Below are 25,786 nucleotides of genomic sequence, written 5' to 3' on the forward strand. Positions count from 1 at the left end.
TGCTTGGAACCACCCGTCTGGAAGCTCCAGGCAAAGCTCACGCCCTGTTTTGGAAAGGAAGGATCGCCTCGTGATCGAATTTTGGTCTTTCGATGGGCGCTGAGCACGAGGGGAAATTGGCCAGCTTGGAGCTTCCCTTGAAGACGGCCATTATTACAGGTGGCGCATCAGGAATTGGTCTCGCAACCGCCAAGCGCCTTTTGAAGGCAAACTGGCGCGTCGCAATTCTCGATGCCAACGTGGCAAATGTTGTGGCCGTTGCAAGAGAGATGGCCTGCTCTCAGTTCAGCACGCACATCATCGATGTGTGTGATGAGGCAGGAGTAATTTCCCTTGCAGATGCGTTTGCAAATGATCATCACGTCGCGGGCCTTGTGAACTGCGCAGGGGTGGCAGCCGATGTGCCTTTCAGTGAGACCAGCTCAGATTTGTTTCGACGCATACTAGAGATTAATCTCATCGGCAGCTTTATCGTTTCGAAAGCGTTCACACCTCTCATCGAGAGAGAAGGTGGAGGTTCTATCGTCAATGTCGCGTCGATCTCTGGGATCCGTGGCGTTCCTGGGCGAGCAGCCTATGGTTCTTCGAAAGGAGGATTAATTATGCTCACTAAGGTAATGGCGGTCGAGCTAGCATCCGTTGGTATTCGCGTGAACGCCGTCGCTCCCGGAAGTGTGAAGACCCTGATGGCCAAACAGTTGACAGGAAAGGGGACGGTTGAACCGGGCGAGTGGTTGCGGCGCAGTCCGCAGGCGCGAAGTGCATCTCCCGATGAGATTGCGGCGGCGATCAGTTTTCTGTTGGATTCCGAGCAGGCGAGCTACGTGACTGGGCAAGTACTGGGCGTTGACGGAGGCTTTCTTTGCGCAGGCGTAACTGCGTAGATCCAACTTGAGAGCAAAGCGGCGATCGATAGCGAATTTGTGAGGATCAATTGTGAAAAACTTGGAAGGAAAAGTCGCGCTCGTCACGGGCGCTGCACGCAACATCGGGCTCGCCATAGCTAGCAAGCTCGCAAGCCGTGGCGCTCGCGTGGTGCTTGCCGATATTGACGGCGGCGCCGCCGAGAGGGCTGCGGCGACGTTGCCGGCGAACAGCGACGCGATCGGGATCGGAGCCGATGTAGGCTCTCCCGACGCAGTCCGCGCGATGATGGAGAGGGTCGATTCCACTTACGGCCGGGTCGATATTCTCGTAAATAACGCTGGCCTCGGGAAGTCAGCGCCATTCCTTGAGATGTCGCTGGATGACTGGGATCGTGCCTTTCGGGTCAGCCTAACGGGAGCCTTTCTGGTTGCGCAGGCCGCGGCTCGTCGGATGGTTGCTTCGGGTGACGGCGGCACGATCGTGAACATTACCTCCATATCAGGCCAACGCGGCGGTCACGCGCGCGCAGCCTACGGCTCGGCCAAGGCGGGGCTGGAGTTGCTTACCCGGGTCTTGGCCGTTGAACTTGCCCAGTACAGCATCCGGGTCAATGCGGTAGCGCCCGGTCCGATAGCACCCGCGCCTGGGCAGTTCTGGCATAATGACATTGAGCGCGCCGCCTACACTTATCTCATACCAATGCGCCGTTTCGGTACGCCCGAGGAAGTGGCCGACGGCGTTCTCTTCCTGGCTTCCGACGAGAGCCGCTATGTAACGGGGCACATCCTTAACGTGGATGGTGGCTTCGGAGCGGCCGGCCTGATGGTCGGCGCCCCGCCGCCACTCTAGCAGGCTCCCGGAACTTCGCGGCCTTGCGAGGAAGTTTGGCGCCGTGACGGAAGAACTACTCAATGGCATGCGCCTGCGTAAAACTGCTACTGGTTCCCAATTGAAGCCGATTGACTTGGACGCTCGCTACCACAAACAGAGTTGAGTTATATGCAAATTCTTGCGCCAACCGCTACGCACTTTGAGCCTACAGCTGCAGGAGCGGTCGTCGTGTGTGGATCGCATGGCGGGGCGTATCCAGGCGTTCTCGTCTCCAAAGCGGGGATTCGCGCCGTCATCCTCAATGACGCAGGAGTAGGGCTAGATGAAGCCGGTATCGCGAGCCTTTCGTTGCTTGACCGCTACGGCGTAGCGGCTGCCACCGCCTCCCACATGTCCTGCCGGATCGGTGACGCGCACGATATGCTTGCTCGCGGCGTGATCAGCCACATCAACATGCATGCGGCCCAGCTTGGATTGCTGACAGGGATGGGCGTAAATGAAGCAGCGTGTCTTCTTGAGACCGCGCGGCCACCGAGCGGGATTGCACCCGACATGGGCGAGAGCCGTCACGTTGAGCAGCTTTCTAAAACACGCCTCCTGCTGGTCGACTCAGCCGCCCTCGTTGACGAGGGAGACGACGGAGCAATCGTTATCACGGGGTCGCATGGGGGATTGGTGGACGGTGATCCGCGAAAAGCGCTTCGGGCGAATGCAAAACTGGCAGCGTTCAACGATGCTGGAATCGGAATCGATAAATGCGGGATCGCCCGCCTCCCGGCGCTCGACGATCGCGGAGTGGCTGCCGTAACAGTATCATGCTTTTCCGCTAGGATCGGAAATGCGCGCTCCACACTCGAGACCGGTTGTATCAGCGCCACTAACAGTAGGGCGAAGCTGATGGGCATTCGTGAAGGCGACGCCCTAGCTGCCGTACTAGCGAACTGGGGCGGGTAACTCGGCCCCCTAAGGTCCGATGACATCGCGCGTCATCGCTGATAGAGAATAAGACCGCGGCTGCAAGAATAGCTCATGCCGGATCACTCCCTAGTCTCGAAGGGGCGTCAATTTCAAAGCTACGTCCATTCTCCTGACGCAGCGTCAAGCCAATGGTTGAAATTCTTGGGATGTTGCGGGTTCCGCGTTCGAGGGTGGTTGGCCCGCTTTTGAATGAGCGCACGCACTCCTGAAGCAATTTGTATGGCTCTATTGATTGTTGCAAACCTAATTGGCCTCTGGCGGGCCGCTCTCGCGTCGTCTCGATATGCGTGGCATCAAAACTGTCGCCTTCACCATTTTGCGCAGAATTTCGGCCTGGCAAGGCTCTACATTGAAGAAATTCAGCCGACGGCCCCGATACTATTCGCATGACACAAGAAACGTTCTGTCGATCGAGGTCGCAGAGTCGAAACAGGGGGAAGGACTTCAATGAGCCATTCGATCGGCCGCGGACGCCTGATGCGGGATGCCCCTCTGCTGCGTCGATCAAGTGTTAAAGAAGCGAAAATTCGTGATCTTGTGGTCGGCGGGGTGCCGGTAGCGGGAAGGCACCAGGAGGAAGAGGGGGCCATGCCGAGCATGAGCAACGCGTTTGTCAAGTTTTCCAACGTTCAAAAGACCTACGATGGGGAGGCGCTAGTCGTCAAGAATCTCAATCTCGAGATTGCCCGCGGAGAGTTTTTGACGATGTTGGGGCCTTCCGGTTCTGGCAAGACGACGACGCTGATGATGCTCGCTGGATTCGAGGCGCCCACTCACGGCTCGATCTTTCTCGAGGACCGATCTATCGACAGGATGCCTCCACACAAGCGCGACATCGGAATGGTCTTCCAGAATTATGCCCTTTTCCCGCACATGACCGTGGCGGAAAATCTCGCCTTCCCGCTGAAGGTCCGCAAGCTAGGTAGGGCGGAGGCTGAGACTCGGATCAAGCGAGCGCTCGACACGGTCCGACTTGGCGCCTATGGCACGCGGCGTCCTGCCCAGCTTTCCGGTGGCCAGCAGCAGCGTGTGGCGCTAGCGCGTGCCTTGGTCTTTGATCCCACGCTTGTGCTGATGGATGAGCCGCTCGGCGCACTAGACAAGCAGCTGCGTGAGCAGATGCAGCTCGAGATTAAGCACATCCATGAGGATCTCGGCATCACCGTCGTGTATGTGACCCATGACCAAGGCGAGGCGCTGACCATGTCGGACCGCATTGCGGTTTTCAACGACGGGATCATCCAGCAGCTCGCCGCCCCTGCCGAGCTCTACGAAAGGCCGCAGAGTGCTTTCGTCGCCCAGTTCATCGGCGAGAACAATCGGCTGCGTGGTACGGTCGTAACAATGAATGGCGCAACCTGCCAAGCGGAGATTCCGGGTGCCGGTATCGTACACGCTCTGGCCATCAATGTCGAAGCGGCCGGGCGCCCGACCCTGTTGTCGTTAAGGCCCGAGCGAGTGATGCTAAACCCGGTGCCGGGCACGTTGCCTAATATCTTCAGCGGGCGTGTCAGTGAGCTGATTTATCTGGGCGATCACGTCCGCGCCCGGGTTTCGGTTTGCGGCCACGACGATTTCATAGTCAAGCTGCCGAACTCAGAAGGTGTTGCGCGGGTCGAGCCTGGCGCGGCGATCACCGTCGGCTGGAAAGCGGAGGATTGTCGCGCGCTCGACGCGTCGTGACGATGAGCCAGGCTCTTTGCGCGCACGCAGAGCCGACCGAGTTCTCGAAGACGCCGCTCCATTTTGGAGAAGGCATAGCAGGGGAAAGTAGACGATGAGAAAGTCATTGATGATCGTCGGCGTTTTGGCGGGGACAAGCCTCATGGCGGCAAGTCTTGCGCCGACAAAAACAGCCTTTGCAGCCGATCAGCTGACGGTCACCGCCTTTGGCGGCGTGACTCAGAATGCCCAGCGCAAGATATATTTCGAGCCTTTCGGAAAGAAAACGGGAATAAGGATCATTGACCAAGAATACAACGGGGAAGCAGCTAAGATCCGCGCCATGGTCGACACCAAGAGTGTAAGCTGGGACGTGGTCGAAGCTGACACGACCGCCGCCATACAGATGTGCGCGGATGGTGTCGTTGAGAAGATCGACTGGGAAAAGCTCGGTATCGATCGGTCAAAGTTCACGGGGACGGACGGTAACGACTGCGGCGTGCCATCGCTCGTCTACTCCACGGTCCTCGCCTACGACAAGGACAGCCTACGGAACGGCCCTAAGACGATTGCCGATCTGTATGACTTGCAGAAATTCCCCGGCAAGCGCGGGCTCTCCAAAACCCCCTTTGTCAATCTCGAATGGGCCTTGATTGCTGACGGCGTAGCCGTCAAAGACGTCTACAAAGTGCTTAATACGCCCGAAGGGGCTGATCGAGCATTTAGAAAGCTCGACACGATCAAGAAGGACGTTGTCTGGTGGCAGACCGGCGCCCAGCCGGCGCAGCTTCTCGCCGATGGTCAGGTCGCAATGACACAGGCTTGGAACGCACGAATCTCTACCGCAAACAAGGAGTCTGGCAAACATTTCGAGATCGTGTGGGATGGCGAGGCGCTAGGCTCCAATAGCTGGGTAATTCCTAAGGGCGGACCGCGAGTGGACAGCGCCTATAAGTTCATCGCTTTCGTCACGTCGCCGTTGGCACAGGCCGAATTAGCTAGCTACCTGAACGTCGGCCCTGCGAACAAAGACTCGATCCAATATGTCGATAAGGCGGTCCTATCGAGTCTGCCGACTGCGCCCGAGAACATGGCTAACGCGCTGATGGTTAACCTCACCTTCTGGGCTGACAAAGGCCCCGAATTGCGCGAGCGCTTTACGGCCTGGCTCGCGAAATAAGCTAAACGAAGCGATCGTGAGGAGGGCTCCCCGTCCTCTTCCGTCTCTGGACGTCTCGTATCACCTGCGCAGTTCGGGCTGATTGCGCCTATTCACTAAGATGAGCTAGGGCTACTGCGATTGAAGCCCCGAGCTTACGAAGCATAGCTAATTGATATCCCGACTTTAACTGGTCAATTTATTCATCTGGGCTGACAACGGAGCCGAGTTGCGCCAGCTTTAAATGTTGGTGGCGACACGGCCATGCATAAGCGCCGCGAGGACGACCACGGTCCTCGCGGTCCGAATGACCTGAAGTAAGGGAGATCTGGCGATGACGCTCGCCCATGTCGTAGGCAGCCCCGATAGCGTGTTGCTACGGACCAAACTGAAGCTCATCGAGCGCCGGCGTAAGCTGAAAGCGTTCACCCTCGTCCTGCCACTCCTGCTGTTCATTGCTATCGTCTTCATTCTGCCGATTGGTCGAATGATATTAAACGCAGTACACGATGATACACTTCTCAGACTGATGCCGCGCACAATGGCGGCACTCAATATCTGGGATGGTAGGGGATTACCCGACGAGGCCGCGTATGCTGCGCTAGCAAACGACCTCAAAGAGGCTTGGGATCAGAAAACAGCGTCCGAAATCGGTCGGCGGATCAATTATGAGCTTCCCGGTGCCACGAGCCAAGTCACATCTAGTGCTCGTAAAGCGCGCGAACTTTCTATAGGCCCCTACAAGACGGCGCTGATCGAAATCAATCCGCTATGGGGGCGGCACGACCTCTGGACGTTACTGAAGCGAGGAGCCTCTGCCTATACAGCCTATTATCTTCTGCGCTCGATGGACCTTCAGTTTGGTTCTGATGGCGAGATTGTTCCTACACCTGAGGATAAGGCGATCTTCCGCGACGCGTTCATACGGACTCTCAGCATCAGCCTCGGGGTGACCGTTGCGACGCTTCTGCTAGGCTATCCGGTCGCTTATCTTTTGGCGACCTTGCCAGCTAGATCCAGCAATCTTTTGATGATCATGGTCGTGCTACCGTTCTGGACATCAGTGCTAGTTCGCACCACTGCTTGGGTCGTGCTCCTGCAGCGTAACGGTCTCGTCAATGAGGCGTTGATGAACCTGCACGTTATATCGCAGCCAGCCGAACTCATTTTCAATCGATTCGGCACGATGGTGGCCATGACTCATATACAGCTGCCGTTCACGATCCTGCCGATCTACAGCGTGATGAAGACGATATCGCCAAACTATGTGCGGGCCGCACGTTCACTCGGTGCCGGACCATTTTACGCCTTTTGGAAGGTTTACTTCCCGCAGACGCTGCCGGGGGTAGCGGCCGGCTGCCTCCTCACCTTCATTCTCTGCTTGGGTTACTACATCACGCCTGCTCTGGTCGGAGGCCCAGCCGACCAAATGGTGAGCTATTTCGTCGCTCACTACCTCAATGAAGAACTCAACTGGGGTATGGCCTCTGCTCTCGGAGCAATCCTGCTCGCCACAACGCTGCTACTCTACTATGTCTTCAACAAGTTAGTCGGCGTCGAACGAATTAAAATGGGTTAGAAATAATGGCCGCCTCCGTCTACGCTTCTCCAGCGGAAAAGAGCTGGCACTATCTGCATCGGCTTATTTGTGGTGCGGTGCTGCTGTTCTTGACTGCGCCGGTTCTCGTAGTCGTTCCGCTCTCCTTTAATTCCGTGCCGTTCTTCACTTATCCCATGTCGGGGCTGTCGCTACGCTGGTATGAAGAGTTTTTTTTCACGGACAGGTGGCAGAGCGCGCTCCAAAATTCGATCTTCGTCGCGGTGTCGGTCACGCTGCTGTCGACGGCGCTCGGCACGCTTGCTGCACTCGGCCTTAGTCGACCGAAGTTCCCATGGCGCACCGCAGTAATGACCATACTAATCTCGCCCATGGTCGTTCCCGTCGTAATCACGGCGATCGGCGTGTACTTCTTCTATGCAGATGTTGGTCTATTGAATACCTATGCCGGGCTCATCTTGGCACATACAACCCTTGCTACGCCATTCGTCGTCATTACGGTAACTGCGACGTTGTTCGGGTTTGACAGTTCTCTCACCCGTGCGGCCGCTGGACTCGGCGCCTCGCCTATTACAGTTTTCTTTAAGATTACCGTGCCGCTGATACTTCCGGGGATGCTCTCTGGTTCGCTCTTCGCGTTCATCACGTCTTTCGATGAGACGGTGATCGCTCTCTTCATCGCCGGCGCCGATCAGCGCACGTTGCCAAAAGTCATGTTCTCCGGCATCCGCGAACAGATCAGCCCAACCATCATCGCTGCGGCTACTGTGCTGATTGTCCTTTCGATGGGCATGCTTGCTACTGTGCAGCTGTTGCGCCGCCGCTCCGAGCGGCTCCGCGGCATCCGAGGCAATTGACGATTACTCTCCCGGGTTCTTGGCGCGACTCGCGAGACCCCCGCAGATAGTTAGGAATAGTAGGAAACAAGATGAGCAAGAACATCGCTCCACGCATGCTATCGACCGCCTGCGGCAATCGTCGTGGCGTTCCTGCAGAGGTGCAAGCTGGCGCAAGGACGCGGAGACTTGCCAAGCCGATCTTGTGGTTGTCTTAGACATGTTGTGGGCTAAACGCGCGCTGAGTAATGTCTGAGGGTGTCAACGAAAAGATCGGTGCTCGCCTGCGTCAGATCAGGCAGCGTAATCGGCTCTCCCAGCGAGCGCTCGCAAAAAGGGCCGGTGTGGTCAATTCGACAATATCTTTGATCGAATCCGGGAAGACCAATCCGTCCGTGGGGGCACTGAAACGCATTTTGGATGCTTTCCCGGTCGGCTTGGCGGAGTTTTTTTCGCTAACGGAGCAGGGCAGGGAACAGATCTTCTTTGGGAACAAAGACCTGACGGAAATCGGAAAAGGCGGAATTTCCTATCTTCAGATTGGGAACAATACGGTTGGCCGTTCAGTCCAGATTTTAAAGGAAACATACATGCCAGGATCCGATACAGGGAAGGTCAAGCTCGTTCACGCCGGTGAAGAGGGCGGAATTATTATCAATGGACGCCTTGAGGTTACTGTTGACGACCAGCGTCGCGTATTAGGGCCTGGTGAGGCCTATTATTTCTCCAGCCGTCGGCCGCATAGATTCAGGTGCATCGGAGCTGAGCCGTGCGAGGTCGTTAGCGCCTGTTCGCCGCCATCATTCTGAGCTTTGAAGGTAACTTGTAGTAGTGCGACATTCGATGGATATGGGCTATAGAGGTTTACCGGGACTTACGGAAGTGACGGGAAATGGCCAATTAGTTCTCGTCGGTCGGGGGCTGCCTCCCTGACACCTGAGCCGCAGCGCTGCCCAGAACCATCCTCAGATCACCCTCCCGGGATTGAGTATGTGATGGGGGTCGAGCGTTTGCTTGATTCGACGCATCAACTCCAGCTCTTCTGGGCTGCGTGAATAGGGTAGGTAGTCCCGCTTCAGCAAACCGATACCGTGCTCGGCAGAGATGGATCCTTGATGCGTATCCATCCGGTGGAGCTTTCAATTACCCACATTTCCAGCCGCTGCGATTTCGGCGCCGAGTTCGATATCTGTGAGTCTCGAGAGGGTGCGCCAGATGACAACATTTCCGGGCGGCGGATCGCCCGCCCTGGCCAGGTAGCCACCCAATCGTGCAAGTTTGGTAAGATAAAATGCAAGGGTTCCAGGGCGACATCGTCGATGGCTGACGCCGCAGATGAGTCGATCGAGCAACGCGATCTCGGTGTCCGTCAATGCGAGCTTCGGCGACGCGTCTGGGGCGATGCGATTGAGCATGGTGAGCCAGAGGACGCGCCAGCTGAGAATGCAGAAGACCGCCATTAGATTGGCAAGTCGCTCCGCGGTCCGGAGTTGTGAGTCTTCCGCCTTGCAGCCCGATTACAGGATCTTGTGGAACACCTCGATTTCCCACCGCATGGCGTACCAGTTGATCTTCTTGATTGCTTCGGAGCGACTGCGGACGGCTAGGTCTGTGATGAGCTTCCACTCAATTGGTTTACGGCCCTTTGGCGTACCGCGCTCGGTGGCATGGATTATCGTCAGGTCAAGGGCTGGATAACGTTTCTGCTTCCCCGATGGGAGGCAAGACCGCCATCCGCTTGAACTTGATTTCCAGCGCGGCCTTCGTCGTCTCTCCCTTGTCGTTGCGCACGTCGATGTAATGCAAGCCTTTGACGCTGGTCTCGTCCATCTCGGTTGCAATCGTATGACCGCCATCGCCTGCCAGCCGATCGACGCAGGCGCGGACAAGAAAGTGAGCGCCAAGCTCTTGCATCAGGCAATATAATTCGTAGATGTCGCTTTCGCGGTCGCCGACATGAATGCAACGCGTCAGCTGTCCGAGCCGCTCGATCGACTGCTAGAGATTGTCGAGCCAGCGAACGCTTTCCTTCTTCTCAATCGGAACGCGGGTCGGGCTGATCTTCTTCTTGAGCTGCGCCGTGCCTTTGAACTTTTTCCGTGTCCAGAACTTCACCGCCGCCAATCCTAGCGGTAGGCCCTCGACAGTCACGGCGAGACTGGAATGCATCAGCATTCCGCAGACCGTGTGATGGCGCCAACGCCCGTCCTTGTCCCGGCCGCTGTTGACGCTCTTGGTCAGGCCAATAGCGCTCGTGTTTGCGCGCTGGTAGGAGAATTCCGTCGTGTCCTGAATGAGGATCGGGCCTCTACAATCATCGTAACGCGCGCGCGTAGCGGCGAAGTGACCGCTGAGGATGTCGGCTTCCTCCACGCGCTCGTTGGCGAAGAAGCGGTAGGCCGCCTTCGTGTTCGCCCAGTCCTGGCACGCGAACGGTATGCTCTCGCCCATGCCGTCACCAATTTGCTTCAACAGCTCTCTAAATCGTTGACCGGGACGGGCATCTTTGAACGCTGTCTTGTCGATCTCGCGCTCCGTCCAATGTTCGACGGCACTTTCATCACCATCATCCGGCTCGGCCGACCAACGACACGTCGTTCCGCTTGAACACATCAAGGCACCTCGCCGTCGCGATTCAGGTGTCCGACAATGAATCACAAGCGATTCATCCGATTCAAGATTTTTCGATCAGGACTACCGCAATCGAATCAAACATTTGTGGGTAATTGAAAGCCGGTGAAGGCCGCCTTGTGTAGTTTGAGAGACGGCCCGAGGATTTGACCTTAAGTCTAGCTTTAAGGTCACGTGGCGAATGCAGGTCAATGTGTTGGGCGCCGAGCGTCGGCGGCGATGGAGTTACGACGAGAAGGTTCGCCTTCTCGAAGAGACCTTGCAGGCTGGCGAGACGGTCTGCGGCGTCGCGCGCCGGCACGGGGTGGCTCACAGCCTGCTGTTCACTTGGCCTCGACGAGCGCGTCAGGGTTGGCTGGGCGTAGATTTCGTGCCAGCTCTCGTTCCGGTCGAGATCACGCCAGTGGCGGCTCCGATCTCGAGCGACGCGCCACAACCGGCGTCTTCCCTGCCTGCGCAGCGTGCAAGTGCCGATTCCGAGGTCATCGCGCGCACCGTACCGATTTGATGGCGCGCGGGGTTCCGAAATGATCGCGCGCAGTATTCCGAGCATTATCCGCGCAGCATTCCGACTTGATCGCGCGCAGTTTCGCATGGTGTGAAGCCTGATCGTTGGGCCATTTCTCCGGCTGGAAACAGCTGGGACAATTGGATGCCGACGAGGAGGGTTATCATGCGCCAGGTGGGCGAGATTGTACGGTTGAGCCTTGAGGCTGGGCTCTCGACGCGCGTGGTTGGCGAGCGCGTCGGCGTCAGGCCGACGACGGTACGTGACACGCTGAAGCGGTTTGTGCGCGCGGGTCTGGCCTGGCCAGTCCCGGAAGCGATAAGCAACACCGAGTTGGAGCAACTGCTGTAAGGGGCGCCTGGCGTGAAGCCTGGTCGCCGCAAGGCGACCGAGCCCGACTGGTCCGTTATTGCCCGCGAGCTCAAGCGCAAGCACGTGACCTTGCAGGTGCTGCCTGTGGGACAAGTACATTGCAGAGCATCCAGACAGGTACCGCTATAGCCGTTTCTGTGACCTGTTCCGCAACTGGGAGGGCTGGCTGCCGCTGGTGATGCGCCAGCACCACGGCGGGGGCGAGAAATTGTTTGTCGATTCTGCCGGCGACACGGTGCCGGTGGTTGACCGCAAGATAGCCGAGGTGCGTGACGCGCACATCTTCGTCGCGGTCATGGGCGCATCCAGCTTGTCGTTCGCGCTGGCGACGTGGACCGAGCAAATCAGTGACTGGATACTAGGACACAACGCGGCCTACAGCTTTTTTGGTGGCGCAACGCAACTGCTGGTGCACGACAACGCCAAGGTCGCAGTGATCAAGGCTTGTCTCTATGATCCTATGGTCAACCGCAGCTACAGCGATATGGCGCGGCATTACAGCACAGCGATTTTGCCGGCACGGCTGCGTCGCCCGAGCGATAAGGCGAAGGTTGAGGCCTGCGTCGGAATCATCGAGCGCTGGCTGCTGGGGCGGCTGCGCAACGAACTTTTTACAGCCTGGCCGAACTCAACCGTGCGATCGCCGAGTGGATGGCCAAACTCAATGACGGACGGGTGCTGCGTCAGTATGGCCGCACACGGCGCCAGCTGTTCGAGGAAATTGATGCGCCGAATCTTAAACCGCCTCCCGGCGAGCCGTGGGTCCATGCCGAATGGCGCCGATGCCAGGTCGGGCTCGACTATCATGTCGAGATCGAACGACACCACTACTCGGTGCCCTATCGCTTCGCCCGTCGGGAGGTCGAAGCGCGGATTAGCGCACGAACGATTGAAATCTTCCTGAGCAGCGAGCGTATCGCCGCGCATATGCGCGGCAGTGGCAACGGGCGGCACACGACAATCAGCGCCCACATGCCTTCCAGCCACCGGCGCTATGGCGAGTGGACGCCGGCAAAGATCCGCAGCGAGACAAGCCGCATCGGCCCGATGCTGCGTCTGCTGGTCGACCGGATCATCGAGGATCGGCCGCATCCCGAACAGGGCTATCGTTCGTGCCTGGGGATCCTCCGGCTCGAGAAGCGCTTTGGCGCCGAGCGCCTCGAGGCGGCCGCGCTGCGCGCGATTGAGATCCAGGCTCGCAACTAGCCAAGCGTCAAATCGATCCTCGAGAAGGGGCTCGATCGCGTCCCAACGCCTGCGTCCCCCGAGCACGAGCCGATCATACACACCAACATCCGGGGTTCGGACTATTGCCACTAAGGGAAGAAAATGCTGACACATCCCACACTCCACTTGCTCACTCGGCTCGGCCTTACCGGCATGGCCGAGGCCTTCACGAGCTTCACCGACAACGAGGAGGTCCAGGGGCTCGCTCACGCCGAATGGCTGGCGTTGCTGCTGGACCATGAGGCGACTTGGCGTAACAACCGGCGGCTGGCGCTTCGTCTTCGCAAGGCAAAGCTGCGTCATCATGCTGTGCCCGAGGATATCGACTACCGCGCTCCCCGTGGGCTCGACCGCCGCTTGTTCGATATGCTGCTCAAGGGAGACTGGATCAAGAACCATGAGAATTGCGCCATTGTCGGGCAAACCGGCGTAGGGAAAAGCTGGCTAGGCTGTGCGCTCGGCAAAAAGGCATGCCGGGACAACCACTCTGTACTTTACACCCAGTTGCCGCGGTTGATCGAAGAGCTGGACCTTGCCCGGGGCGACGGCCGACTCGCCTCGCGGATGAAGAGCATCGCTGCCGTCGAGCTCCTCATTTTGGACGATTGGGGCCTCCAGGCGATCGACGCCAATGCCGGTCATTATCTGCTCGAAATCCTCGAAGACCGCTACGGCCGTCGGTCAACACTTGTCACCAGCCAGCTTCCATTTGCCAAATGGCATGAGCTCATCAATGACCCGACTTACGCTGATGCCATACTTGATCGCCTGCTTCACAACGCTCACAGGCTCGAACTGAACGGTGAATCCGTGCGTCGCCCGCCTGTGCTTCCTCGATCTTGATCACACCATCGGCCGATGAAGACCGAGACTGCAGTCCGCGAAGCTGACCGGCCGCTACGGCACTGTTGCGGTGCGCGTCCGGTCAGCTTCGCGCCGTCAAGCGACCACTATCAAACTTCAGACGTGATCTCTTCGGCGGCCGCTTGACCACGGGCTAACGATAGGCCAATTACCCCCTAACGATCGGGTGCTTCACCTGCGCGCGATCAGATCAGAACGCTGCGCGGCATCAGATTGGAATAACTGCGCGCGATCATTGGAATCAGCATGCAAGGGCTGGAATCATCGAGATTGAGCTTGGCGGCGGCTGTCGCGTTCGCGTTGACCGTGACGTGGACGTTGAGGCGGAGTTCTTGAGCTGCTGCGGCGACGATGATCCCGATTCCGAGCGGCGTCAGGATTTGGATCGCCACTGGCCACACCGACATGCGTCGCGGCATGCAAAGCCTGGCTCTTGCGGTTCAGGAGAGCTTGAAGCGCGATCCCCATTTATGTGTCGGACGAGATTATGTGGCGGAGGCGCCCTAACGCCAACCAGCGCCGGCCACGCCAAGATTCCTCCGCCACATAATAATCAGCTGCTGGCAAGCAGCTGCAGGATGGCGTCGTTCGGCCGGAATCGTGCGCTGCGGTCGGCTGAGACGCCCGCTCGAGTCCCCGGCGCATCATCTCGACATCCGCGGCGGCGTACCGGTGGGTTGTGGCGACCTGAGCATGGCCAAGCCAGGCCTGGATCGTGAGGAGGTCTACGCCTGACCGGAGAAGCTTCATGACGAGGGAATGCCGGAAGATGTGCGGCGATATGGGCTTGCCCTCCAAGCTTGGCGTGATGGACACGGCCTGAGAGACTGCACGCCGAACGATGTGGATCGCGCCAAAGCGTGTCAGGCGCTCGTTGTGCGCCCCGACAAAGATCGGCCGCGGCTCACGATGGGCCACGCCGAGCTCGCTCAATAAGGCCTTCAGCGATCGCAGCAGATCCTGAGGGATGGGAACGACGCGGTCGCGACGCCCCTTGCCGCGAAGCAGTACCTGCGGGCGCCCTCGCGCCAACTGAAGGTCGCTCGCGTTGACGCCGGTCGCTTCGGACACGCGGGCACCGGTTCTCACCAAGAACAGTAGAAAGATCCGGTCGCGCCGGCCGCGGCGCGTCGTCTGATCAGGGGCAGCAACGATGGCGTCGACTTCGGCGCTGGTGAGGTGGTGCATCACTGCAATGTGCGCTCGTTTAGTGGGGATCGTCAGAACCCGTTGAGCGACTCCGAAGGAGGCGGGATCGGCGGCGGCGACGTGATGGAAGAAGGATCGGATCGCGGCTAGTCGGGCGTTGCGTGTTGCGACGGAGTTGTTCCGCTTCTCCTCGAGCTCATCAAGAAAGGCGAGAACGAGGTCCCGATCGAGATCTTCAAGATTCAGCGCTGCCGGCTTCTTCTGCAAGCGCGCCGCGGCAAAGAGGATCAGCATGCGCAAGGCGTCACGATAGCTGGCCAGGGTCGCGGAGGTGGCGTTGCGCTGCTTGGTCAGCCGGCGACGGAAGTACGACTCTAGGAGCGGTGCCAGAAGGAGGTGTTCGCTCATGCGGTGCCTCCGTCGAGAAAGGCGCGTTCAGCTGCGATGGCGAGAAGATCCGACGAACCGGTGAGGTAGTAGGCCGTGTCGCTGTAGCTGGCATGGCCGAGTTAGGTGGCGAGTAAAGGCAGCAGCGCTTGAACATCTGTGCGCTGTTGGTGCCAAAGCTTGAGCCTGGTTACCGCGAACCGGTGCCGGAGATGGTGGGGTCGCAGGGGCTTACCGTCATCGAGACCCGCGAGCTTGCGGGCCTTCGCGAAGTTGCTTTGCAGGCCGGCCGCCGACAGACGGCAGCCTCGCGAGCTGAGAAAGAAGGCCTCGTCTTTGGGCCTGGAAAACACGGCGTCGCGCTCACGGGCGTATCGATGAAGGGCTGCCTGGGTCGTTGGGTGAACAGGAACCAGGCGGTCTTTACGGAACTTGGTTTTACGGACGAGGACGACCCCGTTGGTCAGATCGACGTCGCCGCGATCAAGCCTGACCACTTCGCCCGATCTTAGCCCCGTGCTGGCCACTAGTCCGATCAACGTCGCCATCGTGTGGCCCCTGAGAGGGATCCTTGGCGAAATGAAGCTGCATGCGTCGATAAGCGACGCCAGCTCAGCCTCGCTTAAGATGCGCGGAGGCGGAATCGCTCTGGACCTAGAAGGCTCTGCGCTCCAAGGCCTCGGTCCGGGGGGCGTAGACGGTTAGGTACTCGTAAAATCGGCGGAGCACGCCGTGACGAATGGCCCGACTGTTGGCGGCGCCGCCGAATGACAGGACGAAGTCCAGCGCCATCGTCCGGGTGGCGGGCGCACGTAGCTGAGAACGCTCGACGTAGCGAACGAAGGCCCGCAGCGTGCCAGCTTGCTTGTTGAAGGCGTAGCCGAGGGAGCGGCGCAGCTCGATGTACCGCTCGACCTTCTCGTCGAGGAATGCGGCGAAGGCGGTCATGCGGCGCCTCTCGGAAAGGGGAGCGCGACCTCGGCGAGCTGCGAGGTCGCGACCTTCACGTACAGCGCCGTTGTGTTGATGCTTCGGTGCCCTAGAAGATCGGCGACCTCGTTGATCGGTCTTCGTCGCCCGACGAGCTGCGTGGCTAGACTATGGCGCAGGAGATGCGCGCCTCCGACGCGACCGAGTGCGACACCGCCATGTCGCAACCGCTTCCGCACGATCCTCGAAACCGGCGACGCAGACTTGAACGGTCCCACGGGCGGCGTGAAGGACAGGAACAGATGCTCACTATCGACCTCGGTCGAGCCCGCAGGATGTAGTCCGCGAGCGCGGCGCCGGTCTCCTCGAGGAGCGGGACCACCCGGTCACGCTTGCCCTTGGTGCGCCGGACAAAAACCTCGCCAGCTTGCCAGCCGATATCCTGGAGCTGAAGGGCGCGCAGCTCGCCGTTGCGAATGCCTGTGGTGGCGAGCAGCAGCAGGACGGCCCGATCGCGAAGGTCGATCGGCGTCGCCTTGCCGATCGCATCGATGGCGCAGCGAACATCATCCCACGAAAGCCGGGGCGGCAAATGGGCCAGACGCCAATGGGACGTTTTTGGAACAACGGAGGCTAGATCCTGCTCGTGGTGGCCAGCCCAATGCAGAAAGCGGAGAAACCTTCGGATGTGAGAGGTCGCCGCCGTGCGAGTGGCGGAGGTCGCGGAGAGCGACAGCCGATACTCGACGGCAGCAAGGACATGCTCCGCCGTCAACGCCTTGAGGTCTTGGCCGGGGTGGCGATGGCGGAGCCAATCGAGAAAGCGCCGCCCGCCCAAGAGAACGCCATCGCGGGACTTTGGCTCAAGGCCTCGTACCCTGCGGAGATAGTCCGAAAAGGAGCTCAAAAGCGGGCCGACCGGATCATCGACTACACTGGGCGCCGACGCAATGAATCGTTCGGGCGCGACCCGCCGCGCGTGTTGAAGCGCGGACACTGCTGCAATCCGCGGCGAGTCCGTAGTGAACGTGCGTAGATAGCGATCGAGAATAGCTTGGCCGATCGGCCGTGAACCGCAATGTGCCGCAGCAAAATGGCTGAACCGCGCAATCCAGCTGAGATAAAGCTTAGCGGATGCTTGCTTGTAACCGAGCGAGAAAAAGTGTCCCGCGATGCGATCCATCTCGGCGCCGAGCGCCCCGTTACGAAGGCGCTTGAGCACCCCGCGATACGAAAAATAGAACTCGAGCATTGTGCCCCTCTGGTGTTGCGGCGCAGGGGGATCCCGCGTTCGCGCGAGAGGCACCAAATATAATGTGGCGGAGGAATCCAGCCATGGCCGGTCAAAGCAGGCATTAGGGCGCCTCCGCCACATAATCTCGTCCGACACATAAATGGGGTTATGTTGCGCAAAACATAACCTCACGCCGGCGATCTCTACATCTTCCGGGGTCGCCGCGGTGACCTGGTCAAGATTCTTCGGCACGATGGGCTCGGCATGTCGCTCTACGCTAACCGCCTTGACCGTGGGAAGTTCATCTGGCCCGCGGCGTCGGCCGGCGCGGTGTCGATCTCGGCGGCGCAGATGGCGCAGCCGTGGTGGGCGGCTCCTAGTCCGGTCTGCCGCCCCCGCGAGCTCAGCCCGAAATAGCTCACTAGCCCCGGGCTGTCGACTGGCTGATGTCGCCGATTGCGGCCCATGCCAGCGGCGACCGCCAAGTTGAGCCGGTAATCGTTATCAATCTGTTGGCCGCGGATCGTCGATGGCGCTCTGCGCGATCTCGCGATTGAACCGCGCCAGATCTTCCGCTAGCCGTCAAGCTCACGGTCGAGCCGACCGATCGCCGCACGCTCGTCGTCCGGCAACTGTTGAGTGGCCAAGTGTGCCAGACCGTGGCCGTTGAAAAGATCGGCATGTGGGCACTTCGGGGTAAGGTGCGCATGCCGGGATCAATCTTGTCCGTCTTGAGGTGAGCTTGGCCGATCGCCTTTAGCTGCAACGAATTGACGTTAATTGCCCGCTCCACGAATGGCACCAGCCCCCTCGACACCGCCATGCTGGTGGCGGTCGCTTCGACCGCCACCTCATCACTGGCCAGAAGGACTCTGACAAATCCTTCCAGCGCAGCCCGCGTCAAATCAATGCGGCCAGTCTGTCGGAACCAGCCGTCCTCCCAAAACACTACCTCCTTCGTTCGGTGAACGTCGATGCCAGTCACCAGTTGCATTCGCACCTAAAGCCGGACATATGACGGGAGCGGCGGTCGACACGACAGCTACGGATCATGGCTCGCGATCTCGGTCCTTTTGCTTATTGTGCTCGCGAGCCATTTGTCGTGCTCTCAGCGCAAGCGGGCGAGTCGCAGAGGTGGCCAGCTACTAACTCGAGCCCGCGGTTCATCGTGTGTATCGGCCTGCCGGCCCTTCGTGCTTCCGGTGGCTCTGTCCCGATGGCCGCACCATACGCCACGATATAGAGCATCACAGCCGAACGTTGCCACCGAGAAATCTCATACTGGTTACCAACCCCATCGAAAGCACCTTCGCAACCGTGCGCGACCGCGCGATCCGGTCGAAGCGTCACCTGGTCGAACAGGACCGCGTTCGCGATGGACTTCAAACCGGTCCAGGGAGTTGGCGCCGGCTCGATGGTCACAACTATTTGCCGAAACTCATTCCCGATGTGACATTCAACGATGGGATCGAGGCATCGCCGAGCCACCCGACCTTCACTCCAAAATCGTCAAAATCGTCGCGGCCTGAACGGCCCGGCAGTCACTAAAATTCGGCGATAGCTCCCAATTCCTTGAGATATATCGCTAGGAGTTTGGAGAAGAATCAACCGAAGTGACGCCAGCGACGTGGCCTTCCGCCCCCATGAGACAATGGCTCGGCAGATTTCAATCGCAAGGTCCGCCACCGATTTCTTCGCTTTGCTGAGCTACTCCTCAAGCTGCTTGAACACCTCCGTCAGCAGCAGACCGTCCTTCCTCTGGAAGAACGCCTTTCGTGTATCCGAAAAAAATGCTGCACGTCTTCCGGTAGCCGAATGGGTTCGACGTGATGGCCTCTACCAATTCTTGGAGGAGATTGCACGGCTAATGTTAGTTAAAAGCTCCTCGAAGGCTGATATCCATTGGAATAGACTCTTCGAAGGTAGGCAGGAAGGGACATATGCCGAGCGATAGCAACGTTGCTAACGGAAGTACGATGTCAGTCTTGTTAGATCGGACTTTGTTGGTGCTTTCCGCCGCAACTACGGCCATCCTTTTCGCTTGGCGGCTATACTACAGAAGTTACGGTCTCGATCTCAAAGACGAAGGTTTCTGGCTCAACTTCATCGCAAACCCATTCGCTCACACAATCAACATTCCGCCGACCCTTTTTGGCTTCATCTATCACTGGCCATACCAGTGGGTGGGGGGCGACATCGCAGTGCTTCGCGCGGCGAACGTGACGCTCGCCCTGGCGCTCGGCTGGATTCTCAGCTTTCTTGTGATCCGTCGCCTCTGGACAATGGACTGGCCGCATGCGGCGGCGCTATCGGCAGGGATGGGCAGCGTCGCATTAGCCGCTTTTCAGAACTGCATGCTGCTCACGCCAAACTACTACACACTGAACATTCAATCGTTCTTGATGGTGATGATCGGCTTGCTGCTCGCCGATCGGCCGGGGCGCATGCGTCAGGTCTCGGCGTCCGTCCTGGTCGGCGTTGGCGTCTGGTGCAGCTTCATGGCCAGGCCGACCAGCGCCGCGGCCCTCGCCCTCGTTGTCATGCTCTATGTCGTCGTCTTGGGCCGAAAGTCTCTGCTGCCCCTGCTTGGCGCGGCGCTGGTCGCTCTCGCTCTACTGATCGCTACCGCCTACTTGATTGGCGACGGCATCATCGGGCTGGTTAACCGTATGATCGACAGCACTGAGGGGATAGCCCTGCTTGGTGGCGGGCACCAGCTGTCTCGCATTTTTCGAATCGAGGGGCTCCCTACCAGCCGCTTGCAACTCGATATCGCTGTGCTAATGGCCACAGGCCTTCTTCTCAGCATATTTATGGGGACTGCGCACAAGTTGCTCGTATCGGTTATCCTCGCCGCGGTGTTAATCGTAACAATAGCGATTGCGCTGCTCGGGGCCGATCCGATCAGCATCAAGCCCTCAACCCTGTTCCTGGTGCCAGCCTTCACATGCCTTGGCGCGATATCTTATCGCGAAAGAGTTCTGAGCACTCAGGTTCCCACGAGCATCGCTCTAGCGCTAACCTTTCTGGGCTTACCCCACCTGCTTACACTGGGCTCTGCGGCCGAGTACTGGTGGAATAGTTCGCTTGCCGCCTTGTTTTGGATGCTCGCAGTCGTTGCCTTCCTGGGCCCTCGTGCGCAACAGGGGCGCAGCGTCGCAACCCTACTGCCCCTAACAGTATTTGCCCAGTTGCTCACTGCGTCGGTGGTCAATGCTGACATGCTCAAGCCGTTCCGTCAGGTGAAAGACCTGCGCGGTTATACCGCCGTCGTGTCCCTCCCGGGTAATGTAAAACTAGTACTCTCGCAACCGTTCCACGACTATTTGGCCACGGCTAGAGTTCAAGCTCGTGCAGCGGGCCTTGAGGTGGGTACTCCGGTGGTCGACCTCTCCGACTTGCCGACCTTGCTGTATGTGCTCGAGGCGCGATCGCTCGGTCTACCCTGGCTGTTCGGCGGATATCCTGGCAGTAACGCAGTTGCGGTGAGGACGCTCAGACTTGAGAGCTGCGCTGATCTGGCCAGAGCATGGCTACTGATCGCGCCAGAGGGACCGCGTCGTCTTGACCAAGCCAGTGTCATGGCCTCGTTTGGAGCCCAGGGAGCAGACTACGTCACCGCCGCTACGTTTGCCGCGCCAGTCATGGACAGGTACCATTATTATCCGAATTCTCACAGACAGTTTTTGTTCAAGCCCGTACGCCCCGCCGCGTTGGCGGAGCAATCCTGTCGAGAAGCCCGGCGGCAAACGGCTGGATAGCCGAACGGAGCCTTCGGTGGAACGTCGATAGCCGTCCGTTCTTTAATCGCCGGGATGCTGTCAACCCCGATCGACAAAAATGATCCACTGAATGCCCGTCGGACGCTTTGTGGCCGGCAAGAGCGCCAACGCCCGCAGTAAGATAGGAGCAGACCTCGGACGCACAATCGGGAATGCGGTAACCAACCCGCGCATCAGAGCTTGATCACCGACGTCCTTCGGTTCCACCTCCACCCATGTACGATCATCTCTATGAGCAGCCGATCGGCGATCGGGCGAGGCTCTGCGTTCTAAGCCTTGACAGCGGACGTCAGAGCGTCGTTCCGCTCCCACCTTCTCGCGGCACATGGGATAGGCGAGTTTCACGATCTCTTTGAAGGGATCGGCTTGCGTCTGTGCTTGACCATACGCTTAAGTCGGACGTGACGGCGCGCCGGCTGGAAGTGATCACGGAGACGGGACGACGTCGTTGGTTCTCGAAGGACGACAAGGCCCGGATCGTCGAGGAAACGCTGGTACCAGGCGCGGTCGTTTCCGAGATTACCCGGCGACACGGGCTGACCCCACTCCAAGTGTTTACCTGGCGCCGGCAAGCACGCCAGTTGCCGACGCCGATGGCTGACGATCCACCGTTTGTACCGGCGGTGGTAGACGCCATGGTACCGGCCGTGGCTGTTGGCCATGAGCGCAAGACAGCGCGATGCAAGGCCAAGTCGGATGTCGGGGGCATCGAGATCGAAGCCGAAGGCGTCACTATCCGGGTTGGCCAAGGTGCAGACGTGGCGATGATTGCGGCCATCCTCCATGCGCTGAAGGCAAGCCGGTGATCGGCCCGTCCGGAAACTGTCCAGGTGATGGTAGCAACCAAGCCGGTCGACTCAAGGGAATGGAGGGCTTGCTATGTTGGTGCGCGAGCACATGAAGGCCGATCCGTTCTTATGTGTCGGACGAGATTATGTGGCGGAGGCGCCCTAACGCCAGCCAGGGCCGGCCACCCAGGGTTCCTCCGCCACATAATAATCAGATGCTGGCCAGCAGCTGCAGGATGGAGTCGTTCGGCCGGAAGCGCGCGCTGCGTTCGCCTGAGTAGCCAACTTCCGGTAGCGGGCAGTCAAGCGGCTCTGTACTTTCCACGCGATCTCGCGCACGCCTGGCGATGCCTGCTCGAGCCGGTATAGCTTTGTCTTGCCGATCTTCGGCGGGTGTCGATAGGTCCAGGCGCTCTCGACCAACATGTGGCGGACGCGGCCGTTGCCGGCCTTGGTGATGCCACCACGCCTGACGGACTTCTCCCGTCGATCGCTCGCCGGGCACCAGACCGAGATAACCCATGAGTTGACGTGGGCTCTCAAAACGGCTCACGTCGCCAACCTCGGTGGCGAATGTTACCGCGACGATCAGATCGATACCTCGCAATGTTTGAAGCGTCCGCACGAGCGGCTCCAGAGACCAGGCCGAAACGAACTCTTCGATCGTGCGCTCGAGACGTTCGACCCGCTCCCTGGCGATGCGAACTGCTTCGACCATTTCCTGGAGCGCGATCTGATGTGCCGGGTGATCGAACTTCTGTTCCTGAAGCCAGCGCAGATAACGCATTGTCCAGCCCTTCTTGCGGGGATAAGTGCGGCCGTGCTTGAGCATGAACAAGCTGCCTTCCGCACAGACTCCCATTAGGGGTCTCCAGATCGCCGACACGTGCTTCTATTACCCGGAAGATTGTGGGGTAGCCGAGAGCATCCGTTATGGCCGTATGATGGCGGAGGCCGCCTAACGATGTCGTAACCCTCGAGGAATCCACCCCGACGCTCGCGCCTGGAGATGTTATGAACGCTGATATTCAGTCCGAGGAACAGTCATGATTGAGCTGGCAACTATCTATAGCCCGACATTTTCAGATGTCGGCATCGATAAGAGAAGGTGCGTTTGGCAGCTAACTTGTGCCGAATACTTTAAGTGACCTTGCCCCCAAGTTTTATCCAGTCCTGAGTTCGCCCCGGCTGCTGGATTTGCCCGGTTGGGCGGTGGTAGCGACGGGAGCTGGCGCGGAGCCCTCGGCATAGCGCAGCGCCAGATCCCGTCGCGGATGGCAAGTGAAGGCGAATTCGGACGGCGTCTTCCACCCGAGCTGCGAGTGAGGTCGTCGATCGTTGTAATCGACCCGCCAACATCGAAGAGCAACGCGCGCCTGGGCCAACGACGTGAACAGCGTCTCGTTCAGCAGCTCATCCCGCAGCCGCCCATTGAAGCTTTCGATGAAGCCATTCTGCATGGGTTTGCCCGGTGCGATGTAATGCCATTCGACGCGGGAGCGATCTGCCCATGTCAGAATGGCGTTGCTGGTGAGTTCACTGCCATTGTCGCTGACCACCATCCTCGGCTTGCCACGCTGGATCATCAGCCGGTCCAGTTCCCGCGCCACGCGGGTGCCGGAGAGCGAGGTGTCGGCCACCAGCGCCAGGCATTCGCGGGTGCAATCATCGACAATGGTCAGGATGCGGAAGCGGCGGCCGTCGGTGAGCTGATCCGATACGAAGTCGAGCGACCAGCGGTCGTTGGGGACCATCGGAACCAGCATCGGAGCGCGGGTCCCGATCGCCCGCTTGCGACCACCTCGGCGGCGTACCGCAAGTTTCTCTTCTCGATAGAGCCGGAATAGCTTCTTGTGATTGATCACGTAGCCTTCCCGCTTGAGCAGGACATGCAAGCGCCGGTAGCCGAAGCGGCGGCGCTCCTGGGCGATCGCCTTCATGCGCTGGCGAAGGCCGGCATCGTCTGCCCGGGTCGTCTGGTATCTCATGGTCGTGCGGCAGTAGCCGATGGCTTTACACGCCCGCCGTTCGCTCATCCCGTGGGCATCCACCAGATGAGCGACAGCTTTCCGCTTCCTCGCGGGCGTCACCACTTCTTTCCCAGGAGATCCTTGAGCGCCGCATTATCCAGCATGGCGTCAGCCAGCAAGCGCTTCAGCTTCGTGTTCTCGTCCTCAAGCGACCGCAGCCGCTTAGCCTCCGAGACATCCATCCCGCCGAATTTAGCTTTCCACTTGTAGATACTGGCGTCGCTGACGCCATGCTTGCGGCAGAGATCGGCGACCGAGATCCCAGCCTCGTGCTCCTTCAAAATCCCGATGATCTGCTCTTCCGAAAAGCGATTGCGCTTCATGCTCTGGTCCTTGTCTTGGGCCAGAACGAACTTCAAACTGGATTAAGCCCGCGGGGCAAGGTCATAAGAGCTATATCTCGCGACAAGGACGTGCTGTACTCGATCAGCGGGTTGTTGCTGCGGATTCATCAGCTATACCAACGCGGCCAAGAAATATCAGGTAAATCTGAAGGGTGACGAATTTGAGTCGCATCGGCCCGGATTAAAGCCCTGAATCGCGCTGTTTCAGGCATCTGTCCTGTGCGCTGGACTCTTGAAGAAATCGTCCTGTCCTGAACCGCGCGGCAAGTCTATCGAAACTACTACCCTACGATACAAAATGATACTAGGCGGTCCGCAACGAGATTGGTTGATTAGATCCTATTTGTCGAAGCCGATGACATGGAAGTTCCTCAGCAGGTACTTTTTTTTGTCGCGATCCAGACGTCGCCCCTCATCATGTTGGGGGCTTACAACCTCGCTGGAGCTTCTGTGAAAACTCGGTTTACCCGGTTTTTAATTGTCGGCGCGCTCGCTGCGGCGGTAAACATAGTCGCTCGTGTGTTGATTTCTAGATCCGTACGGTTTGAGTATGCTGTCGTACTGGCTTTTCCCGTCGCGCTGACTTTCGCTTTTGTAATGTCGAAAGTTTATGTCTTTCAGACTTCTCAAAGCTCCGGATGGCAACAGTATCTCCGCTTCCTGTTGGTGTATTTGGCGGCGCTCGTTCAGGTGTGGCTCGTGAGCGTTGGCTTGATGCATTGGATAATGCCAACCATCGGGTGGGAGCACCACCCTGAACTCGTTGCTCACACGGTAGCGGTTTGCAGTCCCGTCTTGATAACCTATTACGCCCACAAGCGTTTCACCTTCAAGCAGAGATGAAGAGATCCATGGTTTTGCAAGGCGAACGACCGGCCGTGAACATGCCGGATACAACAGCGCGCTCTTAACTAGCGCGAGCGTCGCAACCTACGGGGGCTAGCTATGTCGATCGCAAAAATCCATTTTGGCTGAGCGACCAGTTACGTGAGTCTAAGTTCGCCACATAATCTCCGCTGGGCTTTGTGGCAGAATCGTTTAACGGAAGCCAAAAATCTGGCTGCGGACTTGGTGCAAGGGCTTCTGGTCTCTGGTTGTCCAGGTCGGTACGGATGTCAGCCTTGAGCTGCCTGACGGACGTGTGAACAGTAAGCGTACGCCGCGGCCCTTCAGATTGTCTGTGCGCGATCTTGGGAGCACCGCTAGAAGAGTCATCTTCTGCAAGGGTGCTCACGATGGACGACCATTCGGACGACATAAGACGACCAGTGACGCAGCGTATCGAAGTGTACGCCGGCACAGGCCGGAAGCAGTGGCCGGATGATTTGAAGGCCCAGATTGTCGCGGAAAGCCTCGAGCCAGGCGCAGTTGTAACAGATATCGCACGCCGGCATGGCTGCCGGCCCCAGCAGGTGCATGACTGGCGGCGCCGGGCGCGTTCAGGTCAACTGGTGCTGCCGGCTTCGGCGGGTGCACTGTCGTTCGTGCCGTTGGTGTCGGAATCGTCGCCATCGGCGGCTGCTGCGCCCTCCGGATCGCCGGAGGCTGCCGTATAGCGCGACAATCTGGATGGGAAGCGCGCGACAATCAGGATGGCGAGTCGGTGTCGCGGCGAGGTGATGATTGCCGCGATGATTGTCGTGCGCGGC

24 protein-coding genes and 8 pseudogenes are annotated in these 25,786 nt (G+C 59.0%); 17 read left to right on the forward strand and 15 right to left on the reverse strand.

The window, feature by feature from the left end; genetic code table 11:
- Positions 1 to 137 precede the first annotated feature (137 nt).
- The 8 genes from IVB50_RS18800 to IVB50_RS18835 all read left to right on the forward strand — a co-directional run bounded on the left by IVB50_RS18800 (position 138) and on the right by IVB50_RS18835 (position 8,700).
- Positions 138 to 884 carry an SDR family oxidoreductase gene (locus tag IVB50_RS18800; protein WP_247296907.1) on the forward strand — a complete coding sequence of 249 codons (747 nt, stop codon included), beginning with the start codon at positions 138 to 140 and terminating at the stop codon, positions 882 to 884.
- A gap of 52 nt (positions 885 to 936) precedes the next feature.
- Complete coding sequence (locus IVB50_RS18805; protein WP_346771305.1) at positions 937 to 1,716, forward strand: SDR family NAD(P)-dependent oxidoreductase; 780 nt, start codon at positions 937 to 939, stop codon at positions 1,714 to 1,716.
- Between the two features lie 150 nt (positions 1,717 to 1,866).
- Positions 1,867 to 2,652 (forward strand): hypothetical protein, encoded by a 786-nt coding sequence (locus tag IVB50_RS18810; protein ID WP_247296908.1) that lies wholly within the window; start codon positions 1,867 to 1,869, stop codon positions 2,650 to 2,652.
- Between the two features lie 612 nt (positions 2,653 to 3,264).
- The gene (locus IVB50_RS18815; RefSeq protein ID WP_247296935.1) at positions 3,265 to 4,359 is read left to right on the forward strand and encodes an ABC transporter ATP-binding protein; all 1,095 of its coding nucleotides are present in this window, start codon (positions 3,265 to 3,267) and stop codon (positions 4,357 to 4,359) included.
- 94 nt (positions 4,360 to 4,453) lie between these two features.
- Positions 4,454 to 5,518, forward strand: coding sequence for an ABC transporter substrate-binding protein (locus IVB50_RS18820; RefSeq protein ID WP_247296910.1), 1,065 nt, complete (start codon positions 4,454 to 4,456; stop codon positions 5,516 to 5,518).
- Between the two features lie 313 nt (positions 5,519 to 5,831).
- Entirely contained in the window at positions 5,832 to 7,076 is a 1,245-nt protein-coding gene (locus IVB50_RS18825) for an ABC transporter permease (protein ID WP_247296911.1), read from the forward strand.
- A 5-nt stretch (positions 7,077 to 7,081) separates the two neighbouring features.
- A complete protein-coding gene (locus IVB50_RS18830; RefSeq protein WP_247296912.1) occupies positions 7,082 to 7,912 on the forward strand; it encodes an ABC transporter permease in 831 nt (276 codons plus the stop codon).
- A 227-nt stretch (positions 7,913 to 8,139) separates the two neighbouring features.
- Positions 8,140 to 8,700: a cupin domain-containing protein gene (locus IVB50_RS18835; protein ID WP_247296913.1), complete on the forward strand. Its 561-nt coding sequence runs from the start codon at positions 8,140 to 8,142 to the stop codon at positions 8,698 to 8,700.
- Between the two features lie 156 nt (positions 8,701 to 8,856).
- Here IVB50_RS18835 and IVB50_RS18840 read toward each other — a convergent pair.
- The 4 genes and pseudogenes from IVB50_RS18840 to IVB50_RS18855 form a co-directional block, all read right to left on the reverse strand.
- A pseudogene (locus tag IVB50_RS18840) lies at positions 8,857 to 9,012 on the reverse strand (FAD-linked oxidase C-terminal domain-containing protein); the annotation flags it as partial.
- Between the two features lie 18 nt (positions 9,013 to 9,030).
- A complete protein-coding gene (locus IVB50_RS18845; RefSeq protein WP_247296914.1) occupies positions 9,031 to 9,351 on the reverse strand; it encodes a hypothetical protein in 321 nt (106 codons plus the stop codon).
- A gap of 223 nt (positions 9,352 to 9,574) precedes the next feature.
- Positions 9,575 to 9,805 carry a hypothetical protein gene (locus IVB50_RS18850; protein WP_247296915.1) on the reverse strand — a complete coding sequence of 77 codons (231 nt, stop codon included), beginning with the start codon at positions 9,803 to 9,805 and terminating at the stop codon, positions 9,575 to 9,577.
- Between the two features lie 429 nt (positions 9,806 to 10,234).
- Positions 10,235 to 10,504 (reverse strand): annotated as a pseudogene (locus IVB50_RS18855) (transposase); the annotation flags it as partial.
- Positions 10,505 to 10,703: 199 nt separating this feature from the next.
- On the opposite strand from IVB50_RS18855, the gene IVB50_RS18860 reads away from it, so the two are divergent.
- The 3 genes and pseudogenes from IVB50_RS18860 (at position 10,704) to istB (ending at position 13,472) form a co-directional block, all read left to right on the forward strand.
- Complete coding sequence (locus IVB50_RS18860) at positions 10,704 to 11,030, forward strand: transposase (protein WP_247296916.1); 327 nt, start codon at positions 10,704 to 10,706, stop codon at positions 11,028 to 11,030.
- 165 nt (positions 11,031 to 11,195) lie between these two features.
- Positions 11,196 to 12,722, forward strand: a pseudogene (istA, locus tag IVB50_RS18865) (IS21 family transposase).
- A gap of 9 nt (positions 12,723 to 12,731) precedes the next feature.
- Complete coding sequence (gene istB, locus IVB50_RS18870; protein ID WP_247296917.1) at positions 12,732 to 13,472, forward strand: IS21-like element helper ATPase IstB; 741 nt, start codon at positions 12,732 to 12,734, stop codon at positions 13,470 to 13,472.
- A gap of 206 nt (positions 13,473 to 13,678) precedes the next feature.
- Here the strand turns inward: istB and IVB50_RS18875 are convergent, their stop codons facing one another.
- From IVB50_RS18875 to IVB50_RS18900, 6 genes are all read right to left on the reverse strand, one after another.
- A complete protein-coding gene (locus IVB50_RS18875; protein WP_247296918.1) occupies positions 13,679 to 13,885 on the reverse strand; it encodes a hypothetical protein in 207 nt (68 codons plus the stop codon).
- A 76-nt stretch (positions 13,886 to 13,961) separates the two neighbouring features.
- On the reverse strand, positions 13,962 to 15,050 hold the full coding sequence (locus IVB50_RS18880) for a tyrosine-type recombinase/integrase (RefSeq protein ID WP_247296919.1): 1,089 nt from the start codon (positions 15,048 to 15,050) through the stop codon (positions 13,962 to 13,964).
- A 101-nt stretch (positions 15,051 to 15,151) separates the two neighbouring features.
- A complete protein-coding gene (locus IVB50_RS18885) occupies positions 15,152 to 15,673 on the reverse strand; it encodes a tyrosine-type recombinase/integrase (RefSeq protein ID WP_346771306.1) in 522 nt (173 codons plus the stop codon).
- A gap of 10 nt (positions 15,674 to 15,683) precedes the next feature.
- Entirely contained in the window at positions 15,684 to 15,977 is a 294-nt protein-coding gene (locus tag IVB50_RS18890; RefSeq protein ID WP_247296920.1) for a hypothetical protein, read from the reverse strand.
- Positions 15,974 to 16,237 (reverse strand): tyrosine-type recombinase/integrase, encoded by a 264-nt coding sequence (locus IVB50_RS18895; RefSeq protein ID WP_247296921.1) that lies wholly within the window; start codon positions 16,235 to 16,237, stop codon positions 15,974 to 15,976. The genes IVB50_RS18890 and IVB50_RS18895 overlap by 4 nt, the downstream gene beginning before the upstream one ends.
- Positions 16,123 to 17,211 carry a tyrosine-type recombinase/integrase gene (locus IVB50_RS18900; protein WP_247296922.1) on the reverse strand — a complete coding sequence of 363 codons (1,089 nt, stop codon included), beginning with the start codon at positions 17,209 to 17,211 and terminating at the stop codon, positions 16,123 to 16,125. Before IVB50_RS18900 ends, IVB50_RS18895 begins: the two co-directional genes overlap by 115 nt.
- A 180-nt stretch (positions 17,212 to 17,391) precedes the next feature.
- Between IVB50_RS18900 and tnpB the strand changes: the two are divergent.
- A pseudogene (gene tnpB, locus IVB50_RS18905) lies at positions 17,392 to 17,610 on the forward strand (IS66 family insertion sequence element accessory protein TnpB); the annotation flags it as partial.
- A 4-nt stretch (positions 17,611 to 17,614) separates the two neighbouring features.
- On the opposite strand, the gene IVB50_RS18910 reads toward tnpB, so the two are convergent.
- A complete protein-coding gene (locus IVB50_RS18910; RefSeq protein WP_247296923.1) occupies positions 17,615 to 18,178 on the reverse strand; it encodes a hypothetical protein in 564 nt (187 codons plus the stop codon).
- A gap of 302 nt (positions 18,179 to 18,480) precedes the next feature.
- On the opposite strand from IVB50_RS18910, the pseudogene IVB50_RS18915 reads away from it, so the two are divergent.
- The 3 genes and pseudogenes from IVB50_RS18915 to IVB50_RS18925 form a co-directional block, all read left to right on the forward strand.
- Positions 18,481 to 18,741 (forward strand): annotated as a pseudogene (locus IVB50_RS18915) (hypothetical protein); the annotation flags it as partial.
- A gap of 392 nt (positions 18,742 to 19,133) precedes the next feature.
- Positions 19,134 to 20,954: a hypothetical protein gene (locus tag IVB50_RS18920; RefSeq protein WP_247296924.1), complete on the forward strand. Its 1,821-nt coding sequence runs from the start codon at positions 19,134 to 19,136 to the stop codon at positions 20,952 to 20,954.
- A gap of 395 nt (positions 20,955 to 21,349) precedes the next feature.
- Positions 21,350 to 21,781 carry a transposase gene (locus IVB50_RS18925; protein WP_247296925.1) on the forward strand — a complete coding sequence of 144 codons (432 nt, stop codon included), beginning with the start codon at positions 21,350 to 21,352 and terminating at the stop codon, positions 21,779 to 21,781.
- A 270-nt stretch (positions 21,782 to 22,051) separates the two neighbouring features.
- Here the strand turns inward: IVB50_RS18925 and IVB50_RS18930 are convergent.
- A pseudogene (locus tag IVB50_RS18930) lies at positions 22,052 to 22,598 on the reverse strand (transposase); the annotation flags it as partial.
- Between the two features lie 328 nt (positions 22,599 to 22,926).
- A protein-coding gene (locus IVB50_RS18935; RefSeq protein ID WP_247296926.1) for an IS3 family transposase occupies positions 22,927 to 24,116 on the reverse strand; the annotation gives its coding sequence in 2 pieces (ribosomal slippage) (positions 22,927 to 23,867 and positions 23,867 to 24,116; 1,191 coding nt in all).
- Between the two features lie 381 nt (positions 24,117 to 24,497).
- On the opposite strand from IVB50_RS18935, the gene IVB50_RS18940 reads away from it, so the two are divergent.
- Positions 24,498 to 24,980, forward strand: coding sequence for a GtrA family protein (locus IVB50_RS18940; protein ID WP_247296927.1), 483 nt, complete (start codon positions 24,498 to 24,500; stop codon positions 24,978 to 24,980).
- 140 nt (positions 24,981 to 25,120) lie between these two features.
- On the opposite strand, the pseudogene IVB50_RS18945 reads toward IVB50_RS18940, so the two are convergent.
- Positions 25,121 to 25,284 (reverse strand): annotated as a pseudogene (locus IVB50_RS18945) (IS630 family transposase); the annotation flags it as partial.
- An 88-nt stretch (positions 25,285 to 25,372) separates the two neighbouring features.
- Here IVB50_RS18945 and IVB50_RS18950 point away from each other — a divergent pair.
- A pseudogene (locus IVB50_RS18950) lies at positions 25,373 to 25,561 on the forward strand (transposase); the annotation flags it as partial.
- 20 nt (positions 25,562 to 25,581) lie between these two features.
- Here IVB50_RS18950 and IVB50_RS18955 read toward each other — a convergent pair.
- Positions 25,582 to 25,786 (reverse strand): hypothetical protein (locus tag IVB50_RS18955; protein WP_247296941.1); only part of this gene is annotated, 205 nt, incomplete at its 5' end.

The organism is Bradyrhizobium sp. 87 (assembly GCF_023073015.1).
Lineage (GTDB): Bacteria > Pseudomonadota > Alphaproteobacteria > Rhizobiales > Xanthobacteraceae > Bradyrhizobium > Bradyrhizobium canariense_D.